The organism is Parabacteroides goldsteinii, assembly GCF_020091425.1.
Classification (GTDB): Bacteria; Bacteroidota; Bacteroidia; order Bacteroidales; family Tannerellaceae; genus Parabacteroides; species Parabacteroides goldsteinii.
In genome coordinates, this window is sequence record NZ_CP081906.1 from 3599480 (window position 1) to 3622620 (window position 23141).

General features: G+C 42.4%; 17 protein-coding genes and 1 pseudogene. 3 read left to right on the forward strand and 15 right to left on the reverse strand.

Annotated features, from left to right (window positions below; translation table 11 throughout):
- Window positions 1-12: 12 nt before the first annotated feature.
- The 8 genes and pseudogenes from K6V26_RS16005 to K6V26_RS16040 all read right to left on the reverse strand — a co-directional run bounded on the left by K6V26_RS16005 (window position 13) and on the right by K6V26_RS16040 (window position 11712).
- Window positions 13-3162 carry a SusC/RagA family TonB-linked outer membrane protein gene (locus K6V26_RS16005; protein ID WP_224263280.1) on the reverse strand — a complete coding sequence of 1050 codons (3150 nt, stop codon included), beginning with the start codon at window positions 3160-3162 and terminating at the stop codon, window positions 13-15.
- 27 nt (window positions 3163-3189) lie between these two features.
- Complete coding sequence (locus K6V26_RS16010) at window positions 3190-3369, reverse strand: hypothetical protein (protein WP_224263281.1); 180 nt, start codon at window positions 3367-3369, stop codon at window positions 3190-3192.
- Window positions 3370-3414: 45 nt separating this feature from the next.
- Complete coding sequence (locus K6V26_RS16015; RefSeq protein WP_224263282.1) at window positions 3415-5040, reverse strand: RagB/SusD family nutrient uptake outer membrane protein; 1626 nt, start codon at window positions 5038-5040, stop codon at window positions 3415-3417.
- Between the two features lie 13 nt (window positions 5041-5053).
- Window positions 5054-8491, reverse strand: coding sequence for a TonB-dependent receptor (locus tag K6V26_RS16020; RefSeq protein ID WP_224263283.1), 3438 nt, complete (start codon window positions 8489-8491; stop codon window positions 5054-5056).
- 147 nt (window positions 8492-8638) lie between these two features.
- A complete protein-coding gene (locus tag K6V26_RS16025; RefSeq protein ID WP_224263284.1) occupies window positions 8639-9814 on the reverse strand; it encodes a FecR family protein in 1176 nt (391 codons plus the stop codon).
- 87 nt (window positions 9815-9901) lie between these two features.
- The gene (locus K6V26_RS16030) at window positions 9902-10489 is read right to left on the reverse strand and encodes an RNA polymerase sigma factor (protein ID WP_048314815.1); all 588 of its coding nucleotides are present in this window, start codon (window positions 10487-10489) and stop codon (window positions 9902-9904) included.
- 230 nt (window positions 10490-10719) lie between these two features.
- Window positions 10720-11111 (reverse strand): annotated as a pseudogene (locus K6V26_RS16035) (A1S_2505 family phage non-structural protein).
- Window position 11112: 1 nt separating this feature from the next.
- The gene (locus tag K6V26_RS16040) at window positions 11113-11712 is read right to left on the reverse strand and encodes an HU family DNA-binding protein (RefSeq protein WP_048314816.1); all 600 of its coding nucleotides are present in this window, start codon (window positions 11710-11712) and stop codon (window positions 11113-11115) included.
- A 378-nt stretch (window positions 11713-12090) separates the two neighbouring features.
- Here K6V26_RS16040 and K6V26_RS16045 point away from each other — a divergent pair, with 378 nt between their 5' ends.
- Genes K6V26_RS16045 through K6V26_RS16055 form a run of 3 tightly spaced genes read left to right on the forward strand, consistent with a single transcriptional unit; the run spans window position 12091 to window position 14404 of the window.
- Window positions 12091-12636, forward strand: coding sequence for a DUF5063 domain-containing protein (locus K6V26_RS16045; protein WP_048314817.1), 546 nt, complete (start codon window positions 12091-12093; stop codon window positions 12634-12636).
- Window positions 12633-13217 carry a 3'-5' exonuclease gene (locus K6V26_RS16050; RefSeq protein WP_048314819.1) on the forward strand — a complete coding sequence of 195 codons (585 nt, stop codon included), beginning with the start codon at window positions 12633-12635 and terminating at the stop codon, window positions 13215-13217. Before K6V26_RS16045 ends, K6V26_RS16050 begins: the two co-directional genes overlap by 4 nt.
- Before the next feature lie 2 nt (window positions 13218-13219).
- Window positions 13220-14404: a class I SAM-dependent rRNA methyltransferase gene (locus K6V26_RS16055; RefSeq protein WP_007657372.1), complete on the forward strand. Its 1185-nt coding sequence runs from the start codon at window positions 13220-13222 to the stop codon at window positions 14402-14404.
- A gap of 88 nt (window positions 14405-14492) precedes the next feature.
- Here K6V26_RS16055 and K6V26_RS16060 read toward each other — a convergent pair whose 3' ends face one another.
- The 7 genes from K6V26_RS16060 to K6V26_RS16090 all read right to left on the reverse strand — a co-directional run bounded on the left by K6V26_RS16060 (window position 14493) and on the right by K6V26_RS16090 (window position 22981).
- Window positions 14493-15827 (reverse strand): NADP-specific glutamate dehydrogenase, encoded by a 1335-nt coding sequence (locus K6V26_RS16060; protein WP_046145185.1) that lies wholly within the window; start codon window positions 15825-15827, stop codon window positions 14493-14495.
- A gap of 162 nt (window positions 15828-15989) precedes the next feature.
- On the reverse strand, window positions 15990-16172 hold the full coding sequence (locus K6V26_RS16065) for a hypothetical protein (protein ID WP_224263285.1): 183 nt from the start codon (window positions 16170-16172) through the stop codon (window positions 15990-15992).
- A 13-nt stretch (window positions 16173-16185) separates the two neighbouring features.
- Entirely contained in the window at window positions 16186-16584 is a 399-nt protein-coding gene (locus K6V26_RS16070; protein WP_224263286.1) for a putative signal transducing protein, read from the reverse strand.
- Between the two features lie 34 nt (window positions 16585-16618).
- Complete coding sequence (gene hemG, locus K6V26_RS16075; protein ID WP_224263287.1) at window positions 16619-17992, reverse strand: protoporphyrinogen oxidase; 1374 nt, start codon at window positions 17990-17992, stop codon at window positions 16619-16621.
- Between the two features lies 1 nt (window position 17993).
- Window positions 17994-19361, reverse strand: coding sequence for an oxygen-independent coproporphyrinogen III oxidase (gene hemN, locus K6V26_RS16080; protein WP_224263288.1), 1368 nt, complete (start codon window positions 19359-19361; stop codon window positions 17994-17996).
- A 2-nt stretch (window positions 19362-19363) separates the two neighbouring features.
- Window positions 19364-20569: an MFS transporter gene (locus tag K6V26_RS16085; protein ID WP_122327170.1), complete on the reverse strand. Its 1206-nt coding sequence runs from the start codon at window positions 20567-20569 to the stop codon at window positions 19364-19366.
- A gap of 339 nt (window positions 20570-20908) precedes the next feature.
- The gene (locus K6V26_RS16090) at window positions 20909-22981 is read right to left on the reverse strand and encodes a TonB-dependent receptor (RefSeq protein WP_224263289.1); all 2073 of its coding nucleotides are present in this window, start codon (window positions 22979-22981) and stop codon (window positions 20909-20911) included.
- Window positions 22982-23141: the final 160 nt, after the last annotated feature.

Here is a 23141-nt window from a genome sequence, read left to right on the forward strand (position 1 = left end):
TTACTCTTAATTTTAGAAAGTTAATTTGACTCCGCCCGTAAACGTTCTATTCAGCGGATAACGATCTATCCCCGAGGTTGCAGATTCAGGATCAATATCTTTTATTCCGGAAATTGTTGCCAGATTAGCACCACGAACAAAGAAACGAGCCTTACGGATACCCATGAAAGCAGAGGCTGCCAAAGGTAGATTATAAGCAATTTCAATATTCTGAATTTTAAAATAATCACCTTTTTTCAACCAAAATGTAGATGCCTGATAATTGTTTTCCACTTTATAATATGTCTGCCGGGGTAACTTATCAGTACCCACATTCTCCACTAAATATTTTGAATAATTATTATCACCCCAACCGTTATGGAAATATTTGCTGGTCAATGGAATATCAAAACCAGAACGGCCGTCTCCGATAATCGTTAACTCGATATTTTTATAAGCCAGATTAATATTCAATGCATAAAACAAACGAGGAGATGTATTCCCTATCTGTTTCATATCATTACCATCCACAACTCCGTCATTATTCAAATCTGCATATTTAAAATCTCCAGCTTTCAATTTTTCATCGAACAGTTGAGGTATTTTATTTGCTTCTTCATCCGAACTAAACCGTCCCTGATGAACCAATCCAAAATAAGCATCTATCGGTTTTCCGATACGACTTTGGTATTCATTACGATAATCAGGTTGATCGAATTGGATGCGTTCCGTTCTCGGTAAAGTAGCCATCGCACCGATTGAATACCGGAAATCACCTATTTTATCTGTATATTTTGCAGAAAGTTCCGCTCCGTAATAACGCGTTTTATTAAAATTCACATAAGGTGTTGCCAGCAAACCGATAGCCAACGGATACCGGTTAGTCGGTTTCACCCATTCATTAGTACGAAGAGTATTATAATAACTAACACTGACAGACAATTTACGATCCAACGTAAGAGCATCCAAACCGACACTAAACTCTTTACGTGTTTCCCAATTCAAATCAGGATTCCCCAGTTTGTTATAGGTCGAACGGTAAATATTGTTATCCGTATTACTTCCAAACCACTGATTATTCGTATGAGGTCCAAATGCAGTACCTTTATTGTCTACCCCCCATTTATCTTCATACATGAAAAGCGTCGGAGTCAACGCCTGATAGCCGAGTTCTCCATATTCTGCCCTCAATTTAAGAAAATCAATAAATTTCAAGTTTTTCATAAACTGTTCATCCGAGATGATCCAGCTGGCACCGACAGAAGGGAAGAACTGATATTGATATGAACTAATCAGGCTCTGTGTTCCGGCAAAAGTCACAGCCGCTTGCAACGTATACTTATTATCATAGGTATAACTACCCGTCCAATTCACATTTTGTTGGCATAAAGGATTCTCTACCTGGTTACGCGTCAATTTGGAAATATGATAAGTCAATGCAGTGTTGATTCCATGTACATCATTAAATAGTCGGTCATAAGAAAATGTCTGATAGCCGGAAAACTGTTGGAAATAATAATCATGCAATTTTGCCTGTCCGGACATTTCCGTCAAATCCCACACTTTTTCCAAAGTTACATCTGTTTTATCAGCATTCGGGGTGGCAATATAAGCTGCAAATTGTTCCGCCTTTCCGATACGGGTCAGGTTATAAGCATTAAATCCGACATACGTTCTGGATTTCAGTCCCTTAACCAAATGATTCATATCATAGTTCAAAGCTACATTGGCAGCGCCCAAACGCCCCGTTTCGTTATAGTAACCATTATCTACCAAATGACCAATCGGATTTCTTTTAAAAGTGGAACTTACTCCATACCAAGGTAAACCCGATTCTTCATCAAAAGCCGCATATACAGGAAATGCATTGGGAGCAATTGTCGTCGCATCTTCTATAGCCGAATTAAATTCAAAAATATCCAGTTCCGCATCATCACTATTATCCTTCCCATAATCTTTATCATATCCATAGTTGGGAGAGCGGCGAATTGTCAGTCCTCCGAAAAATCCGAATTCCACATTAATAAAATCATTCACATTCATATCCAGATTAGCCCGGGCATTCAACCGGTTATAATCCGCATTATTTCCAATCTTGAAATTATCACCTTCACCCGAATATCCCAGATAAGCATAATACTTAATAAAGTTATTGCCACCCGAAGAAGACACATTAGCCCGTTGATAAGATTTCAGATCATTAAACATCATATCCTGATAGTTAACAGCCGGATATATTTTATCATACGGATCATTTCTATCATAACCGACAAGTGCCGCGTCATCATATAAAGGAGACAAACCATCGTTGATACGTGCCTGATTATTCAAGCGGGCATATTCTCCGGCTGTCGCCCATTTCGGGAAACGATCTACCATGCTAACCCCGCCTTCTACATTCACATTCAATATCCGGTCATTAGCCTGTCCTTTTTTAGTCTTGATAAAAATAATTCCATTTGCCGCCCGCGGTCCGTACATTGCTTTACCAACCACATCTTTAACAAATGTAACCGTTTCTATTTCTGAAGGATCCAACTGCATTTCCGTAATATCGATCTGCATATCGTCTATGACATAAATCGGACTGAAACCACGCATATTAGCAGAAACTTTCGTCTTTACCCCGAACTGGCCGCGTGTTTCTTCCGCACTCGTACCGGTCGATCCTTCCCCTTCCGTTATCATTAAGCCAGGAATCAGCCCAACCAACGCATTACGGAGATCATTGGAAGGATATTTTTCCAATTCCTTGCCTGTAATAACAATATAATCACCCGTCGTATTCCTTTTAAAATTATAGGTGTACGGCAACTGAATACGATCCTCCTCCGAACGATAGAGTATAGAATGTTTCAATACTACCGAAGGGTCGTTATTCAACAGAGGCATTGAAGTAACTACTTTTTCAAATCCCGGTTTAGAAACAGTGATAAAATCGGTTGGTTTCGCTTTCAGTTTATATTCACCGTTTTGGTCTGTTACCCCATGGGTAAAACCTTCACCAACCACTATTTCCGCATCAGAAACAGCCTCATCAGCCTCATCCATAACTCGTATGGTGAGTTCTAACACTTTCGATTTTTCTTTTTCCTGTGCAGACAGATTACCATAGCCGGCCAGAAAAAGTAAAATCAAACCTACGCATCTTGTTATGACATATAGTCGTTTATATAGATTCATATAATTCTTCTTTTTTTATGGTTCTTATCACCAAATTGGATTCAAACTGGTATCAAAGTTTTTCAATTTATAATAATCATCCGAGTGGAACGGGAAATAATACATAGCATCATGCCATCTGACCTGACGTCCTTCTTCCAACGGCTGCCGTGTATATTTAAATCCGGTAGGATATTCAGCGCTTTTCTCCACTTTCTCAATATCCATTCCATATAATTTTGTCGACATGATTACCGGAGCATCCTTCCAGCGTCAGATATCAAAGTAATGATGACCCTCGCCATATAATTCGATTGTACGTTCATTTTTAATATGCTTTCTGAACGTTTCCGTATCCTTCGTATAAATTGATTTCACCGGAACCATATCAACACGTTCTCTAATCAGGTTGATAGCATCTATGGCAGACATAGAAGCCCCGGGGGCTTTTCCGGACGGACCAAAAGCTTCATTTGTTGCCTCGGCATAATTAAGATATAATTCAGTCAAACGAATCAACGGGTCTGTCGTCAAAGTATTTACCTGATTCTGAACACTCATATCGCCAAAATATTTCCGGGTATAATACCCTGTATGACTAACACCTGCATAACTCTGATCTAAAAGTGTAGAATATTTAAATTTTCCATTATCATTCTCATAATAGATATTTGCCTTATTTTTCACTTCCCCATCTGCCACTTTCGCCCATATTATATTTGCCTGATTATAGATAACGCAATGATAAAAACGAGGATCTCGATTTACATAAGGATCTTGCTCATTATAATGTCCTAATTTGATTGCCACTTTTCTATCCTCTTCCGTATTCAAAGGATCTCCCCACTGCGTTTCGAACATATCCACAAAATTCTGTGTTGGATTTTCGCCGGATACAATTGTTTTCTTATTAGAAAATATTCCATTTTGTAATGCAGTCGGAGCATTTCCATAATTTTTATTTCCCGCATGCCAGGCCCATATCTGCTCATTTGTATATTTTACACCGTACATATTATCCGTATACCTGTCTCCGTCAATCAAAGCATACTGGTGTTTTTGTGCCAATTGGATCGCCTCCCAACTAGCAACAGCTGCATCTTCCCAATCTTTCGAACCATTCGCATTATTCAACGGACTTGCCGCATACAATAGCGCTCTGGCTTTCATCGCCTTAGCAGCTACGCCATTGGGTTTTTCCAAATCCGGGTCATTCAAATGTCCTGGTTCTCCTGGTCCCGGATCACGGCGTATTTTTCCCGCTTTCTCGAAAGCGACAAAAGCTGAATCCATATCCAATGCAACGCACCTCAAACTTTCATTTTTGGAAAGACGCGGAATATCCCATTCATCATAAGCACCGATCGACTGATTCAGATACGGCATTGGACCCCAATAACGATTTAATACAAAATGTGCATATCCCCGTATGAAATAAGCTTGTCCTCTCAAATCTTCAATATCTTCCTGAGTAGCATCTTTGATCTGATCAACTTTTTCCAATGCGATATTCGAGACCCGTATTACTTTAAACATAGCATCAAGGATAGGTCTTCTGGTTGCCGAAGTTTGATAGGTAAAAAAATTGATATCTGTTCCCATCACTCCGCCTTTTATCCTTTGACCACCAAGTAAACGTCCATTATCAGCCAGTTCTGTTAATGCCTCCAGCCCATAACGTTGATCCCAATTCGCTATACTCAATGCATGAGCACATGTAATATTCTTGTTCTCTTTACCCCCATAAACGGTATAAAAGAATTTCTTAAAATTCACATGTTTAGTAAACACATCTTCTTCTGATAAACCAGACTCCGGGGCTTTATCCAAATAATCCGTACAAGAAAATTGTGTTGACAAACCAATTATTGCAATAAATAATAATATATATTTCTTCATATTGATTTAAGTTTTAAAAAGCGACTTTCAAACCAACTTTATAAGTACTCATCTGAGGATAGAATCCGCGAGCGAAATCTTTTCTTTCCGGATCACCTTCTAACAAACTCGTAATCGTAAAAAGGTTATTTCCCGAAGCATATACTGTAACGGCAGAAATACCGACCCACTTCTTCAAGTATTTCGGTTTTATGTTATAACCCAGATAAATCTCTTTCAACCGAATATAGTCCGCTTTTCTCCAAAAACGATCTTTAATCATTATACCATATCCGGCATAAGCATCTCCTCCCCCCCAAGATAACATAGGAGGATTTCCCTGTCCCACATAATGCAAAGTCGAATGATTTGCATTAGGATTAATCGGCGTCCAATAATCCAATTGAGACTCATGAACCCGAAGAGAACCACTGGTAAACTCTGCCTCAAATGCTTCATTATACTCAACATATTTACCGGAATTTCCCTGAAACAAAATACTAAAATCAAAATTTTTATAGGAAAATCCTCCGGATAAAGAAAAAGTTATCGGCGGATAAAGAGTTCCGTCAATTGCATACTTATCATAAGTATCTATTTTTCCGTCAGCCGTATAATCCAAAAATTTATAATCACCTACATTTATATTGCCTATAGTTGTTGGAGCCGGATTATTATGAATATCATCCACAGACGTATAATATCCGGAACCCGTTAATAAAGCCCCATCAAGCTGAGCTCCATAAGGTTTTCCAGCCGCTTTTTTATATTCCGGAGCATAGGGTAAATCATCTTTATCTACAATCCGGTTTTCATTGAAACCGAAAATTCCCTTCAAATTATAACTTAATCCATACGAAGTTGTTTTGTTAAATCCCAGTTCAACTTCCAGACCATGCTTTTTCATTGAACCTTTGTTTAATTGTTTAAACCCGTTATTACCAATCAACATGGTATTACTTTGAGGATTTAACAACATATGTGTTCTTTTTTCATCAAAAAAATCAACTCCTACAGTTATCATATTATCTAAAAAAGCCATTTCAATACCCAAGTCTCTTTTTCGAGCTTCCTCCCACTGAGCGTATATATTAGGTACTTTATCTTCATAAATATAATTTCCGTTAGCACTATATTCGCCAATATAAAGCCATCGTTCACTAGCGGAATCACTACCTACTTTCCCATCAGAATAACGGAATTTCAATTTGTTTATCCAGGAGATATTATCTTTAAAGAACTTTTCTTCCGAAACAACCCAACCGACAGCACCTGAAGGGAAAAAACCAAAACGATTAGAAGGTGCAAACCGTTCGGAACCAGTGTACCCAATATTGACCTCCAATAAATATCTTTTATCAAAATTATAAGTAGCACGACCTACCCAACTCTCGTTATAGTAGGCAAAATCTGTTCCTGAATTTTTCTGATGACGGCTCATTAATGCCAGTGCCGTTACATTATGTTTTCCAAATGAACGTTTATAATCCAATGAAAACTCATAATACAAATTACTGTAATAGCCATTTTCCAATCCGCCCACATTAATATCCAACGGAGGCTGCGTCCAACTTTCGTTTCCTTCACCTTCCCTGAACCAAGGATTCATTCCTGTCCCTATTTTATCAAAATTAAGCGTATATTGAGGAACCGACCAATCAGCTGTCAGAGATTTATTTTTATAATACGTACTTAATGACACTTTTGTCTGGACGGACAGTCCTTTCGTTACCATATCCAAATTCTGTTTAAGAATAAGATCCGTAAATAATTTAGAAGATGTATATTCATTAAATTTCCCCTGGTGAAGAGCGGAATAAGGATTTCCTCTTGCATCATTCTGTGCTGCCGCCAGACGATCTCCGGACGCATCCGGATAATCCAGATCCGGAACCTGCTCCAAAACCCATGCCGGATAATAGGCTGGATACAATGTTGTACTAGCCTGATAAACCGGCCTCCAAGGATCTTCACCCGGAGTATTCTGTATACTAATATCTCCTCCGATATTAAAGGATAGAACAGTAGACTTAGTCAAATCAAAATCCAAATTTCCACGAAAATTAAAACGATCATACTTATATCTCGTATCGCAATAACCTTCATTCAAAGAATTAAAGAATGAACCTTGATGATAATATCCCAAAGAAGCAAAGTATTTCACAAAATTTGTACCGCCGCGTATATTAAAATTGGCATTCGTTACCGACGCAAAATCACGAGCCAGTACATCAAACCAATCGACATCCGGATAACGGATTGAATTCAAAGGGGTAGAAGGGTTACGGTACTCATCAAGTACATTCTGAGGGGTTAGGCTCTGAAAAGTCCCGGCATTCATCAATCCGACATTATACATACTCATTGTCGTATAAGAATTAATATGCTTAGGCATTCGGGTCGGCAGTTCAATACCGTAAGAAGCTGAAAAATCTAATTTCGGTTTAGACTCCACACCACGCTTAGTCGTCACCAAGATAACCCCATTAGCACCTTTTGCACCGAAAACAGCTGTCGCCGAAGCGTCTTTTAAAACAGAAATCGTATTGATTTCATTCGGGTCGAGATCCGCAAAATCACGTTCCACTCCGTCCACCATAACCAAAGGTTTAGAGCTGTTCCAACTGGAAACACCACGAATAATAATATCATTCGTGGTCTGTCCCGGTTGACCAGATTGCTGCATAGTTAATACACCGGATAGTTTACCGGCAATTGCAGCAGTCACATCAGACACTCCAGATTGCACCAAACTCTTATTTCCAACCTGTGTGATCGCACCCACAACACTTTCTTTTTCTTGGACTCCGTATCCAACGATCACTACTTCCTCCAGATGTTCCGTATCCTCTACCAGTTCTACAGAGACATGATTCCTTTTACCCGGTTTTATCTCTACCGTTTTATATCCGATAAAAGAAACAACCAACGTACTGTTAGCAGGCACTTTCAATATAAATTTACCATCGACATCCGTTATTATACCCATTGTCGTTCCTTTAACCAACACATTGGCTCCGATAACAGGTACTCCTGTCTCATCCACCACAACACCCGTCAATTCAATCGGTTGTTGTTGTATGGAAGGAGCTACGGATCTATCCATTTTCTGTTTAATAATAACCTGCTTTTCGTTAATTTCAAAAGTCAGATTAGAATTTACAAAAAGAGGCTTTAAAATATCCTCTATAGAACCGGAGGTAGTCTTTAGAGTAACTTCTTTCTCCAACTCAGCTTTTATGTCTTCCGAATAAAAGAATATATACCCGGTCTTTTCCTTTATCGTTTTAAAGACATCCAACATGGTTGTTTTTCTAGCTTTAACTAGTTGTTCTATCGATACGAAAACATGATCCGTGTGAGCATGAATATTAGTAGCTCCTAATAATAGAACTACAATAAATCCCACACTTTCAAACATTTTAAGAAGAGAACGTAACCGATTTGTATTGTTACGACTTACTTTTTTCATACATTTGTATACATTTTAGGTTTTTCAATTTACTACTGGAAAATTTAAATTCAATCAAGCCTGGATAATTGCCGTTATCCGGGCTTATTCTTTACTAATTAACAATGACTCTCTTTACATTTTACATAGGCTTTTCATTTTTAGTTATTATTCAATTATAATAGTCTCCGATTCAAACCGATAAGTAAATTCATATAACAAAGAAAGAGACTTCATCACCTGATTTACATCATCAAAAAGAATCAACTCACCACCACATCGCCTACCGGCCACTGATGGATCACACTTTATCTCTACATTATAATAACGGCTCAACCGTTTCAATACTTCGGCAACAGTTTCTCCCTTAAACTGAAGAATTCCATCTTTCCATGAAGTGTAGTCGTACACATCGACTGGTACGACTTTATTCTTGTGATCGTTCATCTCTAGTTTCTGATTAGGAATTAATTTTATTTCTTCATTCATCTCTGTTTTTACAGCGACCTGCCCTTTAACCAAAACGACAGACTGAAGTTCTTCATCAGAATAAGCAGAGACATTAAAACTCGTCCCTAGCACATTGACTGTAAATTTAGGAGTTTGCACATAAAAAGGTTTCGACTCGTCTCTGACCACCTCTATATAAATTTCACCCTGCACTTGAATCATTCGCTTTTCAGAAGCAAACGTTGAAGGGAAACGTAAAACAGATCCGGCATTGACCCATACTTTCGATCCGTCCGGCAATTGCAATGAGGAACGTTTTCCACGGGGAACGACTAAGGTATTGTAAACCATTTTTTCCTTCGGGTCCACCTTCGATTCTGATAAATAATTTTTCTGCCCTTTGGCATTCTGTACATAAACAGTAGAATCGTAGGCAATAATAGCATTATCTTCAATCTCAATTGTTTCTGCTCGATCTGTGATTAAAGTAACTTCCGTATGAACAGTATCGCTTACTGGGAGAACAGTCAAACTATCTTGACCGACAGATGAATTATGACTCAGATAAACCGGAATCAAAAACAAAACTCCGATCAGGCAGGCTGCAACCAGTGCCCCATATAAATAAAGGTTATGTTGTTTTTGTTTTTTCTTTTGTGCATTATGGCTTCTATAAACCTTATCCAATAATTCCTTTTGCTTTTCCTCCGATAAAGAATAATTGTTCAATTGTATTTTTTCAAAATCATGGCACGCTTCTTCATAAAATTCCTGCTTATCAGGATGTTCCTTCAAATAGGCTTCCCAATATGCAGTAGATTCTTCATCCGACAACAGTCTGTTACGGACAAAACGCTCATCTTGCCAAAAATCATTATTTACTTTCTTTTTCATATAAGAAAACAAGTGTTGTTACTATTAAGACAACCTCACTCATTTTTTGCCCCCACAAAAATTCAAATAATTAAAAAAAATAATTTTTTATATCCAATCAGGAGGAAAGATTACCAAAAATAGCAGAATAACAGATGAGGTTGCCTCCTCACGCATATGTTCAATTCCCCTCGCCACCAACTTTCGTGCACCTTTCTGGGTCAGGTCTAACATATCTGCAATCTCATCATAGGAAAGTTTTTGCATATACCTTAAATAGATGGCTTCCCGTTGCCGGTCCGTTAAAGTATTCAGCAGAGATTTTACTTTCTGTACTCTCATAGCAGCTTGTTCACGGTCTATCAGTTCATCCAGCAAATCGACTTCAACAACAAATAAATGTTCACACTGTTCTACGTCACTATATTCATAGGGGATTTTTAAGACATTCAAAAGTCTGTTCTTAAAACAAGTAAACAAAAAAGATTTTATATTTCTAACGCCTTCAAAAATTTTCGTATTAGATAACAATGACAGGAAAAGGTCATGAAGAACATCATACAATTCATCGTCCGAAAGACCGAACCCTTTCCCATAAGCATACAAATTATTCACATAACAAGTATAAATATAGTCAAAACTCTCTCGATCTCCCTGAACTAATTTTTTTATAATATCTTCTTCAGCTACATTCATAAAAGCATTAATAGACTAACCAGTGTCTACCTGCACCTGGTTAACTTCAGCTTCCAAATATAGCCATTTTTTTATTATATGCTTTTTTATTGAGCAAAAAGCATATAATACTTACCTATAACAAACAAATACTTCATATGCAGTTAATACTTCCAATACAGATAGCCACAATTCGGAAAACGAGCACAACCAATGGTATATTATTTGTTTTTACTATGTTAATCAATCTACTAACTCATCAAAACCATCCAAAACCTTTCCGGAAGATAAATGTTCCCGACCAGAATAGCCTCATTAAACAAAGGAGCAATTTCTTCCAGAAGAAAGCCAGCAATTCCACAACCGATTTCTGTTACCAGAAAAGTCATTTCCGGATGTTGCTTTGCAAAACAGATAAAATCCTTTACATAAGGATCGATTTTATCCACACCGCCATGCATCGTAGGCATAGCATACGTTTACCCCTGTAAACCAACACCTTGCCCCATACAGCTCCCCATTTACGATAAGCCAGGAGAGCGGCTCCTCCACCATGAGCCCCAGCCAAATTACTACCAAATACAAAAATCTCATCCGGCTTCAACTCCTGTATCCGATTGTTTGTTATGCGCTGTTTATACATACTATTCTTCCTGCTTATCCGCCGCCAGCAAATACATCACCTTATTCTGATAGCCTACCTTGACGAGTACGCCTTCCTCCACGAACTTCTTCAGATCTATTTCCGCCCGGTAACGGCTACAACCAAATTCTTTAGCATAAGCACGCGGAGTCACACTTTCCCAATCTTTCATGTATTTCAACAATTTATCTTTTCGTGTCTCCCAGTTATCAAGTTTCTTTTTATCTTTTTCAAACTCCAGATCGATTTTTCTTAACTTTTTTCGTAGAGAAGTGGAACAACGGTAATTAATTCCATCTACATAAACCGTTCCCTTGTTTCCGTTTTCTTTATTCGGAGTAGTTTTCAATGATGGCGAGAAATACCCCAGATCATCCAACTCGATATGGCAGCCGTCCTCCAGGGCCAGTTCGACCACCCAGGCAAATGAATCCAAGACACTTTTGACTTCTGCCGACGACACAGCAGAACGTTCGCTTATCAACCTGCAAACTTTTTCCAGATTATAAGTTCCCCTGCTGATCGCACGGGCATGTGTCAACCGCATGCCTTTACGTCCATTGGGCTTCGGCGTGTAGTAAGCTTTAAATTTTATTGACATGGTATTATTTATTTGGTTACATACTCTTTTCATCTATATGCCTTACTAATTTGAATTAGTACGGCAGGTAATCAATGGTTGATAACCCTCGGCCGTTTGGCTCACAATTATCGACCGATTGGCACATAATTATCAACCAAACGGCCGACAATTATCAGCCGCTAAATCCATTAGCATCAAAGATACAACAGAAAGGGAGAAATTATTCTCCTGAACGCTTATATTTTATTGTTTCCCGCGTATTATCTTCAACACACACGAAAATTTTCTCATCGACATCCTCTTATTAGACCTTAATAAGAATTAATAATTCTGATTATCGCAATATATTTCTTACTTTTGCAAGTTAGAAATCATAGGTATACTATAAGAAGTAGCATGGAAAAGGAGAATAATCCCATATATGAACGCAATACGCTGGAGTTTGTAACTGTAGCGCTGGAATTTTGTACATTTGTTGAAACAGCCGGACAAAACGGCCTTTTTGATTTTATAGATAAAGGAATCAAGCTATTACCTCTGCTCTATCTGAAGGCGACACTATTGCCGGAAGCGGAAGTGGACGACGAAGATGACGAACCGGAACTGACTGTTACGGAAGATATGTACGAAGCCGTGCGGACCCGTATTGCCACCCTGCTGGGAGAAAAAGACTCTTACCTGGAGACATTTCATCCGGATATGCAATACAGCGACACGCCAATCGCTGCATTTATCTCGGAAAACCTGGCAGATGTTTACCAGGACACAGGAAATTTTGTTTCACTTTTCCGACAGGGAAATGAGGAAGTCATGCTTCAGGCTATTGCCTTATGCCGCGCCAATTTCCAGGAGTTCTGGGGACAGCAACTCTTAAATGCACTGAAAGCGCTTCACGCTATCCGTTACAGCGATGAAGAAATTATTGAAACGAACGAGGAATGATGACACAATACACACACACAATAACAAAAGAAGAGATATCACTTCTTGAAATTGAAGAATTTCCGGGACGGATTCTTGTTATCGACACCGAAAAGGATGCCGATAAAGCCATCAGCTATTTAACCCAGTTCGAAGCGGTTGGCTTCGATACGGAAACACGTCCCAGTTTTAAAAAGGGGACACGCTATAAGATTTCGTTGATGCAGATTTCGACAGACGAGGCTTGCTTCCTGTTCCGGTTGAACAGAATCGGTATTCCGCAATCGCTTGAAGATTTTCTGGTTAACGATAAAATATTAAAAATCGGGTTATCCCTGCGTGATGATTTCGGTGCCATGCGGAAGCGGACGGATATCAAACCGGCTAACTTTCTGGATTTGCAGAATTATGTAGGACAATTCGGTATCGAGGATGCCAGCCTGCAAAAAATCTATGCAATCCTTTTCGATAAGAAAATATCGAAAGGCCAGCGCCTGAGCAACTGGGAAGCCGATGTGCTGACCGAACAACAAAAGAAATATGCAGCCCTGGACGCCTGGGCTTGTCTGAAAATTTACAACCAATTGAATCAAGATAAATAAGAATGAACTATTGTAAAATCTTTCTCAAACCGAAAAAGGAAGAATCGTTGTTGCGCTTCCATCCGTGGGTATTCTCCGGAGCTATCCAAAGCATTGAAGGGAATCCTGAAGAGGGCGACCTGGTAGAGGTGTACGGAACGAACCAGCGTTTTCTGGCTATCGGCCATTATCAGATAGGCAGCATCGCCGTACGTATCTTATCGTTCAAACCGATTACGATCGATGCGGATTTCTGGGTAGAACGTATCCGCGTGGCTTATGCTATTCGCCGCGAACTGGGACTGGCAGGTGTGGAAAACAATAATACTTTTCGCCTGATTCATGGGGAAGGAGATAATCTTCCGGGACTCGTTATCGACATGTATGCCCATACGGCTGTTATGCAGGCGCATTCGGTCGGTATGCATTATGCCCGCCACGAAATTGCCGAAGCGTTAAAAACGGTACTGGGAGATACTTTACAGAACATTTATTATAAATCGGAAGCGACTCTTCCTTACAAGGCCAATCTCGGCAGTGAGGACGGTTATCTGTATGGCGGAGAAGTAGAGGATATTGCGACAGAAAACGGACTGAAATTCTGCGTGGACTGGCAGAAGGGACAAAAGACCGGTTTCTTTGTGGACCAGCGCGAAAACCGTTCTTTGCTGGAACGGTACGCCAAAGGTCATTCGGTGCTGAACATGTTTTGCTATACCGGTGGATTTTCGTTCTATGCGATGCGTGGCGGTGCCGAAGTGGTTCATTCGGTAGACAGTTCGGCCAAAGCGATTTCACTGACAAATAAAAATGTGGAATTGAACTTCCCTGGCGACCTGCGACATAAGGCTTTTGCCGAAGATGCCTTCAAATATCTGGAAAAGATGGGAAGTAATTACGATCTGATCATTCTGGACCCGCCAGCCTTTGCCAAGCATAAGAACGTGCTCCGCAATGCTTTGCAAGGATACCGTAAACTGAACGCGATCGCTTTTGAAAAGATTAAACCGGGAGGTATTTTATTTACTTTCTCCTGTTCGCAGGTTGTCAGTAAAGAGAATTTCCGCCTGGCCGTATTCAGTGCCGCAGCACAATCCGGACGTAGCGTCCGTATCCTGCATCAGCTGACGCAACCGGCCGATCATCCGGTCAATATTTACCATCCGGAAGGGGAATATCTGAAAGGACTGGTTTTATACGTGGAATAAAAAAAATTGTATTTAATAAAAAAGGGAGCCATTTTTGACTCCCTTTTTCCATGACCAAAATCTATATGGTAACCGACATTTCTGTCAATTATAAGATACCTTGCGCCATCATAGCTTTTGCAACCTTCATGAAGCCGGCCACATTTGCACCCTTCACGTAATTTACAGTTCCGTCAGCCTGTGTTCCGTATTTTACACATTGTTCGTGGATAGACTTCATGATGCCTTTCAGCTTTTCGTCTACTTCTTCTCTTGTCCAGCTCAGCTTCATTGCATTCTGAGTCATTTCCAGACCTGATACGGAAACACCACCGGCGTTAGCAGCCTTACCCGGAGCATACAGGATCTTAGCTTCCAGGAATGCATCGATAGCTTCCGGAGTAGAAGGCATGTTTGCACCTTCCGATACAGCGAAACAACCGTTAGCCAACAATGTCTTGGCATCGTCACCGTTCAATTCGTTCTGAGTTGCACTCGGCATGGCGATGTCACATTTTTCGCCCCAGGGACGGCCACCCTGAACATATTTGCAGCCATATTTTTCTGCATATTCGCGGATACGTCCACGATAGAGGTTCTTCAATTCCATGATATAATCCAGTTTCTCACGGTCGATACCGTCCGGATCATAGATATAACCGTCAGAGTCAGACATAGTAACCGGCTTAGCACCCAGTTCGATCAGTTTTTCAACCGTATACTGAGCAACGTTACCCGAACCTGAAACAGCAACCACTTTACCTTTAATGTCGATGTTACGAGTCTTCAACATTTCCAGCAGGAAGTAAACGTTACCGTAACCTGTTGCTTCCGGACGAATCAGTGAACCACCGAATTCGATACCTTTACCTGTGAATGTACCTGTGTTTTCGCGGGCCAGCTTTTTGTACATACCATACATATAAGCCACTTCACGTCCGCCAACACCTATATCACCGGCAGGAACGTCTGTATCCGGACCGATATGACGCCACAATTCCATAACGAAAGCCTGGCAGAAACGCATGATTTCAGCATTTGATTTGCCACGCGGGCTGAAGTCGGCACCACCTTTACCCCCACCCATCGGCAGTGTAGTCAATGAGTTCTTGAAAGTCTGTTCGAAAGCCAGGAACTTAAGGATAGATTGATTTACAGAAGCATGGAAACGGATACCGCCTTTGTACGGGCCGATCACGTTGTTATGCTGGATACGGTAACCCATGTTTGTCTGTACCTGTCCTTTATCGTCTACCCATGTTACACGGAATGAGAAAATACGATCAGGAATACAAAGACGTTCGATCAGGTTGCTCTTTTCAAATTCAGGATGTTCGTTATAGGCTTCTTCAATTGTGCCTAAAACTTCAGCAACAGCCTGATGATACTCGGGTTCGTTAGGAAATCTTCTCTTTAAGTTGTCTAAAACTTCATTTGCCTTCATAAGAACTGTTTATTTAGAATGTTATACCAATTTGCTAGTTAGCGTTCTTCTTTTAAGAACGTCGCAAAGGTAAGCCATTTTTTCAAACCAGCAAATATTTGAAAGAAAAAATGATAAAAAAATATCGAAATGATATTTTAAAGAGGCAAACGTGACTAAATGTCACTCATTTCTACGTTTTATGTTTTTATAGACAGGAACGAACACAATGATAGCGGACGCCACCAGGGCAAAAATCACATCAAAGGTTATCTTTTCACTGTAAACAAGCAGCATGTAGGCCAAAACACCCCATAAAAGAGTGAGACACACCGCCTGACTATTTGTTATCTTTCTACGGGCCATCGGTTACATTTTTTTAGTTAGACGAGATTTGTGATCCAAAAAAGATCAATAATACCAAAAACACAGCAATAATCACAAATAAGATGACAATTTGCTTCTCTAACGTGTAATTACGAAGAAAAGGGATATGACGGGCCCATCCGGCTACGACCTGTATCTGCTCTGGTTCTTCCTCTTCTGAGGGAATTTCATATCCGTTGGCTTCCATAATCTGCATAGCCTGTTCCACATCGCTTTCCAAAAGTTCCACACGGATACCTCCCACATCCGTAAGTCCCATAACCTGAGTTGTATATTCATTTCTTACATAACATACAACTCCGTTGGCTTGCAATAAAGAGGCCAGTCCCTGAGCTTGTTCCACATATTGAAACCGGGCTATTTCAACCATTTTATCCTCGACCTTATCCATAATTTGACTTTTTTACAAAGAAAAGGATTTTGACTTACATGAGCAAGTTTTCAGCAATACCAGTTGCCTGCCGGATACGGTCAGCCATGCCGATGCCACCTTTCATATTACCGGCCAGTATCAGTCCGGGATAACGCGCCTCCAGCTGATCGATCGTAGCGAAACGTTCGCCGCTGCTCAGGCCATACTGTGGTATTGCATGCTGGTGGCGGAAAATACGGATCATATCCGGTTGCACCTGAATAGGGAATTTCAGCATTGCATGAAATTCATATGTGATCAGTGCCTTTAGTTCATCATCGGTTAAACGGGTCAGTTCCGCCCGCTTGACGCCACCGATAAAGAAAGAAAAGAGGGCTCCTTCTTTCGGTGCACGGTTATCGAAACAGGCAGCCGGGAAAAGAATCCCCAGCACATCTTTCTTTTCGCAGGAAGGGACCAGTCCGCCAAAAGCGTTAAAACGCAAACTCCCGGTATTACGAATGCCGACACTCGCCTGTACCACCGGAGCATATTGCAGGTTACTGATCTTATCCATATCTTCCCGGGGAATGAACGGCAGCAGGTCAGGCAAAGTATAGGCACCGCTCGTCGTTACGACCTTATTGGCATGCATAAGTTGTTCACCCTCGGAAGTCGTATAAGTTGCCAGCCAGCCTTTTTCAGACGGACGGACCGTCACGCCGGAAGCCGACAAGGTGATATTCTGAGAACCGATAGCATCCGCCATCGCTTTTGCCAGATTCTCCAAACCTCCGGCAGCGGAGAACACTTTTTTGGTAGCCAACCGGTCACGGTCTGTTTTGGGCTGCCGAGCTTTGGCAATCGTGCCTTTGATAAATCCTCCGTATTGCTGTTCCAGGTTATACAATTTGGGTAAAGCATAACGGGTAATAAGTTTCAGCGGATCGCCGGCATAAACACCGGAGAGGAAGGGGTCTACGGCATAATTCAGGAATGACTTACCCAAACGGCGAGCAGCCAGTTCACCGACCGATTCATCCGGATTCGTACCTTTTGCACGGAAGGGTTCGCCCAGGATACGGAATTTATCACCGAGGGTAAACAACGGGGTTGTTATTGCACTGAACAAGCCGGAAGGTAATGCACGGAAAGAGTTTCCTTTCCAGATCAGGCGGCGTTTGGCCTCTTCATGGGCCGTTTCCAATTGGCAGGCAGGCGACAAGGCTTCAAACAATTCGGCTACTTCGGGATAGGATACTACTCCAGTATTCGGTCCGCTTTCAAAAACGAATCCGTCTTCACGGAAGGTATGTATTTGCCCGCCTACCCGGTTACTGCATTCCAAGATATGTACCTGTTTTCCCCCGCGAGTCAGCCGGAAGGCGGTAGTCAGACCGGTCAGTCCGGCTCCGATGACCAGAATATCCGTATTATGTTGTTCCATATCAAACAGGTTTTGAAAATGATTTATTGGAATGAAGCATCAGTTTATCCAGCGAAGCGGCAACGTTACGGACAAAGAGAGCTCCACCGGAAGTCATACGGATATGGTTGTCGTCATACTCGATCAGGCCGTCGGCGGCAAATTCATTCAGACGATTGTCATTATAGGCGGTTGCCGATTTTACCTCTTCCGCAGACAGGGAGAAACGGGCAGCTATCTCCTGCCAGTCCAGGGAATAGTTACACATCAACGTTTCGATTACCTCACGGGTAATCTGTTCGTCCCGGCTCAACTCATATCCTTTCGATACGGCAAACGTATCGTTTTCGATTCGTTCCATATATTGATTAATATCCTTGCTGTTCTGGGTATAGGCGGTATTCAGCTGGCTGATTCCGGTCACACCGAAAGCATACACCTGTCCGGTTGTACGGCGGGTACAATAGCCCTGGAAGTTACGGTGCAAGCGGCCGTTCTTCAACGCCGTATACAATTCATCATCCTGCCGGACAAAATGGTCCAGGCCGATCGTCTTGTAACCGGCTGTTGACAAAAGTTTCTTTGCCGATTCATACATGCGGCTTTTCTCCTCACTGGGCGGCAAACCGGCTTTTTCCAGGATAAGTTGCTGTTTGTTCACCCAAGGGACATGGGCATACGAGAAAGTAACCAGGCGGTCAGGACACAGAACTGCCGCCCGCGTAATGGTTTCCGCAAAACTTTCGGCCGTCTGGAACGGCAAGCCGTAGATAAAGTCCATATTGATGCGAGCCCCTTTGCTACGGAGAATCTGAAAGATCATCTCCGCCGGCAATAACGACGGGCGGCGGTTGACCGTCTTCAACACCTTTTCATTGAAATCCTGCACGCCGAGGCTGAACCGATTGAAACCCGCCTCCGTCAATGACTGCCAAGACTCTTCATCCAGATATCCGGGATGGCACTCGACCGCTATTTCGGGCTGGTCGATCGTTTCAAAACCTGCCAACAAATGCTCGTTCAGTTCTCTCAGATAATACACGGGCATGGATGTCGGACTTCCTCCGCCATAATGTATCTGGGAAATCTTACGTCCGGGAGCCAGCCGCATCTTTACCAGTTCTATTTCCCTGTGCAACGCTGAGAAATAACGTTCTATCACGTCCCGCTTCATCATCGGGAATGAATTACACCCGCAGTAATGGCAAAGATGGCGGCAGAACGGTATATGCACATAAAAAGAGATATGCTCGGGCCGTGCCGTATTGGATGCCTCTATGGCCGATTCGTATTCCTTATTGGCAAACGCTTCCGTAAAATAGTTGGCCGGCGGATAACTGGTATATCTCGGCACCGGCACATTATATTTTTGTAATAAATCCTGTATCATAATTATACTGTTTCTTTCTCTTTCCTGAATACGATCAATATATAAACCAACGACAAGGCCGCCAGGCTGACTTCAAAGAAAAACAAGCCGTGGTAGCCGGTATGGTCGGCAATCTTTCCGCTCAATATCGCCATCACCATTCCGCTCAGATGGGTTATAACCGTCTGTATCGTAAAGTCCGTGCCTTCCCGTCCGGGACGAACACAATCCATCGCCGTTGTATAAACCACGATCGTCGCCATCCCATAGCTGCCCCAGAGCAGGGCAATGCCGGCATGCAAGAGTCCGAGTGTCGGAGTGACATAAGACAATCCGAGGAAATAAAGCGTGGCAAGCAATACAAACACGGCAAACAGGATGCGTGCCCAATGCCGTCCGATGCGGCGCACGATAAAGCCCCCGACAAAAGAAAAGATGAACCCGAAAGAGGTCCCTATCACACCGCTCATCACCCCGATCTCTTTCATCGAGTATCCCAGGTCGACCAGGTAAGGCTTCAACATCGCCAGCGTACCGATCAGGCCGGAATAGTAAAGGAAAAGGAAACCGATCTGTTTCCATATATTCTTTTGGGTAAAGAAGTAAAAGACATCTGCTTTCTTCGCCCGTTCATGCGTATCTTTCGGTGCAATCTCCAGTCCGCGGTTGAACAGTAACGGCAGTAAAGCGACGATCACAAACAAGGCGACACAAGGCAACAGGCTGTTCCATCCCAGCTGTTTGAACAACAGCAGCAACACGCCTCCCCCGATCATCGAGCCGCCGAAACTGCCCATCGACTGCATGCTGTTCACCAGGCTCTTGTCTTTCCGGCTAAAGGAAAGGACGGCCAGCGCATCGGTCGCAATATCCTGAGTGGCAGAAGCTACGAACGATACGATGATCAGGGCGATAATGGTATAGAAATCCGTTTTAAAATCGAGGAAAGCGACGGCAAAGATCAGGACGGCATAGATCAGTTCAGACGAGAAGATCCACCGTTTATAATCGCCCGTTGTCCGGGCATGGCGATCCACCATCGGCGACCAGAGGAATTTCAGTATCCAAGGCAGCTTGATCAGTTGCAGCAAACCGATGGCTGATAAAGAAAAATTCTCCTGCCGCATCATTACCGGGATAACGGTAGAGAAAAAACTCATCGGGATAGTCTGCGCAATGTAGAGGCAGAAAAAGGTCCCGAGATTGAATATTTTATTTTTTTGTTCCATTCGTTTTCTTTGTAATATGGTTTCCCATGTTGGGAAAGCACTTTTCATCCTTGTAAAGTCGTTTCCCACGTTGGGAAAGCATTTTACACCCTTGTAAAGTCGTTTCCCAAATCGGGAAAGCATTTTACACCCTTGTAAAGTCGTTTCCCAAATCGGGAAAGCATTTTACACCCTTGTAAAGTCGTTTCCCAAATCGGGAAAGCATTTTACACCCTTGTAAAGTCGTTTCCCAAATCGGGAAAGCATTTTACACCCTTGTAAAGTCGTTTCCCAAATCGGGAAAGCATTTTGCACCCTTGTAAAGTCGTTTCCCAAACCGGGAAAGCATTTTACACCCGATTAAAAGGCCACCGCTACACTTCCTCCGATCGTGAAAGGGCGGCCCGCTTGTGCCAGACCTTTTCCCATCTCAAAATAAAAAGCGGTATATTGTGTGTTGGTGATATTCTTAGCCCAGATTGCAAAGGTAGCAAATCCTTTCGTTGCAGAAACTTTTCCGTTCAATTGTCCGTAAAAAGGTTGGGAAACAACGTTATCTTCTTTCCAATATATCCGGCCCGCACCGGTAAAGTTCGCACTGATCAGGATGCGGTCGATATGGGAACAAGGATTCGAAATGGTATAATCAGCCCCGGCAGAGAAAGTATGCGAGGGGACCAGCGGCAGATAATTGCCCGAATAGTCATACACTTTGTCTTTCTTCTTGTCTGTATAATCCTTGAATGTGGCATGGGTAAACCCGTAATTCAACTGTACCATCAATCCGTTGACCGGATTTCCCTGCAAGCTGACTTCCACCCCTTTGCTTTCGCTCCGCCCCGCATTGTTGAGCATGGAACCTACCGTAAGCGACTGGCTGATCTGCTGGTTTTTCCAGTTGATCCAGAAAAGAGCGATCTCGGCACGCAGGCGGTTATCGAGGAAAGGATGCTTGCCTCCCACTTCATAATTCCAACTGGTCTCCGGTCGGAAAGAGCGGTCTTCTTCCCGCTCGAAAGAGGTGTTGAAGCCACCGGTTTTATATCCTTTCGTTACAGTGGCGTAGATAATCCCGGAAGAGGGAAACATATATTGCAAGGCAAATTTAGGTGTAACCTGGCTGAATTTAAGTTTGCTGTAAAAGGCATCCAACTCCTTACTCTCCTCCTCCGTATCTTTGAAGCTAAGATAATCGGTAGAAGCGCGTTCGTAATCATAACGTATGCCGATCGTTGCGGAAAGGCCGTCGACCAACAGGTCATCGAAGGTTGACTGATGATAAAAGGCTATTCCGTAGGTGGGCGTGTCGTACAACTTACGCGAACTGTAGGCAGCCGACAGATAATCCATTATCACCGTATTATCTATTCCCTGCCAGAAACCGAAGGCGCCGAACAGCCATTTATACCGCCCGTCTGTCATCGATTTTATATTAAACTCTTCCGAAAACATCTTCTGTTTCTGATCCTGTTTGGCAAAATAAATACTTGCCGGAGAAAAGTCCTGGTCGATCCCCTGATGATCCGACAGGTACTGGAAAGCCGTTTTGCTACTGAGACTGTATCCCGTACCTTTATATTCCACCGTCAGACCGGTGGTAGACATGGCCCGTTTATAAAAACTGTAATCGTTGTAGTTGACGTCGCCCGGCCGGTGTGTCACCGAATCGCAGACGGCATACGGATAACCTCCCTGCCTGGAATTGTCATACGAACTCATCAGGCCGAGCGACAACCGTTCCGTCGGCTGCCATTCCAATCGGATACGGCCGGAGCCGCTTTTCAGGTCATCCGCTTTCTTGTCGGTAAACAGATTGGTAAAATATCCGTCATTCCTGTTATAATTGGCGGAAAGGGAGTAGCCGAACTTCTCCCCTATTTTCGCATAGCGGGAAAGGGCATACTCGCGGGCACCGTAAGTACCGTTAGAGATCGAAGCATTCATTCCCTGAAATTTCAAAGGGGATTTGGTATAGACATTGATGATTCCCCCCATCGTATTGCGTCCGTATAGAGTTCCCTGCGGGCCACGCAACACTTCGACACGGTCGATCTCTGCAAAATCGAAATCGAACGCTGACTTTTCAAAATAAGGGATACCGTCCACATAAAGCCCGACGGAAGGCGCATTGATCTTCGAACCGATCCCACGGATATACACAGGCGAAGTCAGCTTCGACCCATAATCAGGCATAAACAGGTTCGGGATAAAGGAACTGAACTCCTTAATACCTGTAATATTCTTATTTTGTATGGCTGTGCCGGTAACGGAGGAAGCCGACAGCGGTTCCAGGCGCAAATCCCTGTTTTGTTTAAACGACCGGACCACTACCTCGTTCAACTCCACCTGACGAACTTTCGTTGTATCCGGATCATCTGCTTTAACCGCTGATGCGGACAAGCACAAACAAACAAATAAGAATAATACTTTCATATAAGTTATTTTAGAAATAATTGAGTTATCCCGTTCCCGTGCTTGACACGGGATCGCAAAGGCACAGACCGTATCCTATAATATCTTTTGATACCGCCAGTTCTCTTGCGGCCCCGTGTCAAGCACGGGGACAGGATAGCTCATATCTGATAAATACTGA

Excerpts from the sequence above, each read along its gene's own strand:
- K6V26_RS16020 (WP_224263283.1), bottom strand. The coding sequence starts at position 8,491 with ATGAAAAAAGTAAGTCGTAACAATACAAATCGGTTACGTTCTCTTCTT.
- K6V26_RS16040 (WP_048314816.1), bottom strand. The coding sequence starts at position 11,712 with ATGTCAATAAAATTTAAAGCTTACTACACGCCGAAGCCCAATGGACGT.
- K6V26_RS16055 (WP_007657372.1), top strand. The coding sequence starts at position 13,220 with ATGAACTATTGTAAAATCTTTCTCAAACCGAAAAAGGAAGAATCGTTG.
- K6V26_RS16010 (WP_224263281.1), bottom strand. The coding sequence starts at position 3,369 with ATGGATATTGAGAAAGTGGAGAAAAGCGCTGAATATCCTACCGGATTT.
- K6V26_RS16025 (WP_224263284.1), bottom strand. The coding sequence starts at position 9,814 with ATGAAAAAGAAAGTAAATAATGATTTTTGGCAAGATGAGCGTTTTGTC.
- hemN (WP_224263288.1), bottom strand. The coding sequence starts at position 19,361 with ATGATACAGGATTTATTACAAAAATATAATGTGCCGGTGCCGAGATAT.
- K6V26_RS16050 (WP_048314819.1), top strand. The coding sequence starts at position 12,633 with ATGATGACACAATACACACACACAATAACAAAAGAAGAGATATCACTT.
- K6V26_RS16090 (WP_224263289.1), bottom strand. The coding sequence starts at position 22,981 with ATGAAAGTATTATTCTTATTTGTTTGTTTGTGCTTGTCCGCATCAGCG.
- K6V26_RS16070 (WP_224263286.1), bottom strand. The coding sequence starts at position 16,584 with ATGGATAAGGTCGAGGATAAAATGGTTGAAATAGCCCGGTTTCAATAT.
- K6V26_RS16085 (WP_122327170.1), bottom strand. The coding sequence starts at position 20,569 with ATGGAACAAAAAAATAAAATATTCAATCTCGGGACCTTTTTCTGCCTC.
- K6V26_RS16005 (WP_224263280.1), bottom strand. The coding sequence starts at position 3,162 with ATGAATCTATATAAACGACTATATGTCATAACAAGATGCGTAGGTTTG.
- K6V26_RS16060 (WP_046145185.1), bottom strand. The coding sequence starts at position 15,827 with ATGAAGGCAAATGAAGTTTTAGACAACTTAAAGAGAAGATTTCCTAAC.
- K6V26_RS16030 (WP_048314815.1), bottom strand. The coding sequence starts at position 10,489 with ATGAATGTAGCTGAAGAAGATATTATAAAAAAATTAGTTCAGGGAGAT.
- K6V26_RS16015 (WP_224263282.1), bottom strand. The coding sequence starts at position 5,040 with ATGAAGAAATATATATTATTATTTATTGCAATAATTGGTTTGTCAACA.
- K6V26_RS16045 (WP_048314817.1), top strand. The coding sequence starts at position 12,091 with ATGGAAAAGGAGAATAATCCCATATATGAACGCAATACGCTGGAGTTT.
- K6V26_RS16065 (WP_224263285.1), bottom strand. The coding sequence starts at position 16,172 with ATGGCCCGTAGAAAGATAACAAATAGTCAGGCGGTGTGTCTCACTCTT.
- hemG (WP_224263287.1), bottom strand. The coding sequence starts at position 17,992 with ATGGAACAACATAATACGGATATTCTGGTCATCGGAGCCGGACTGACC.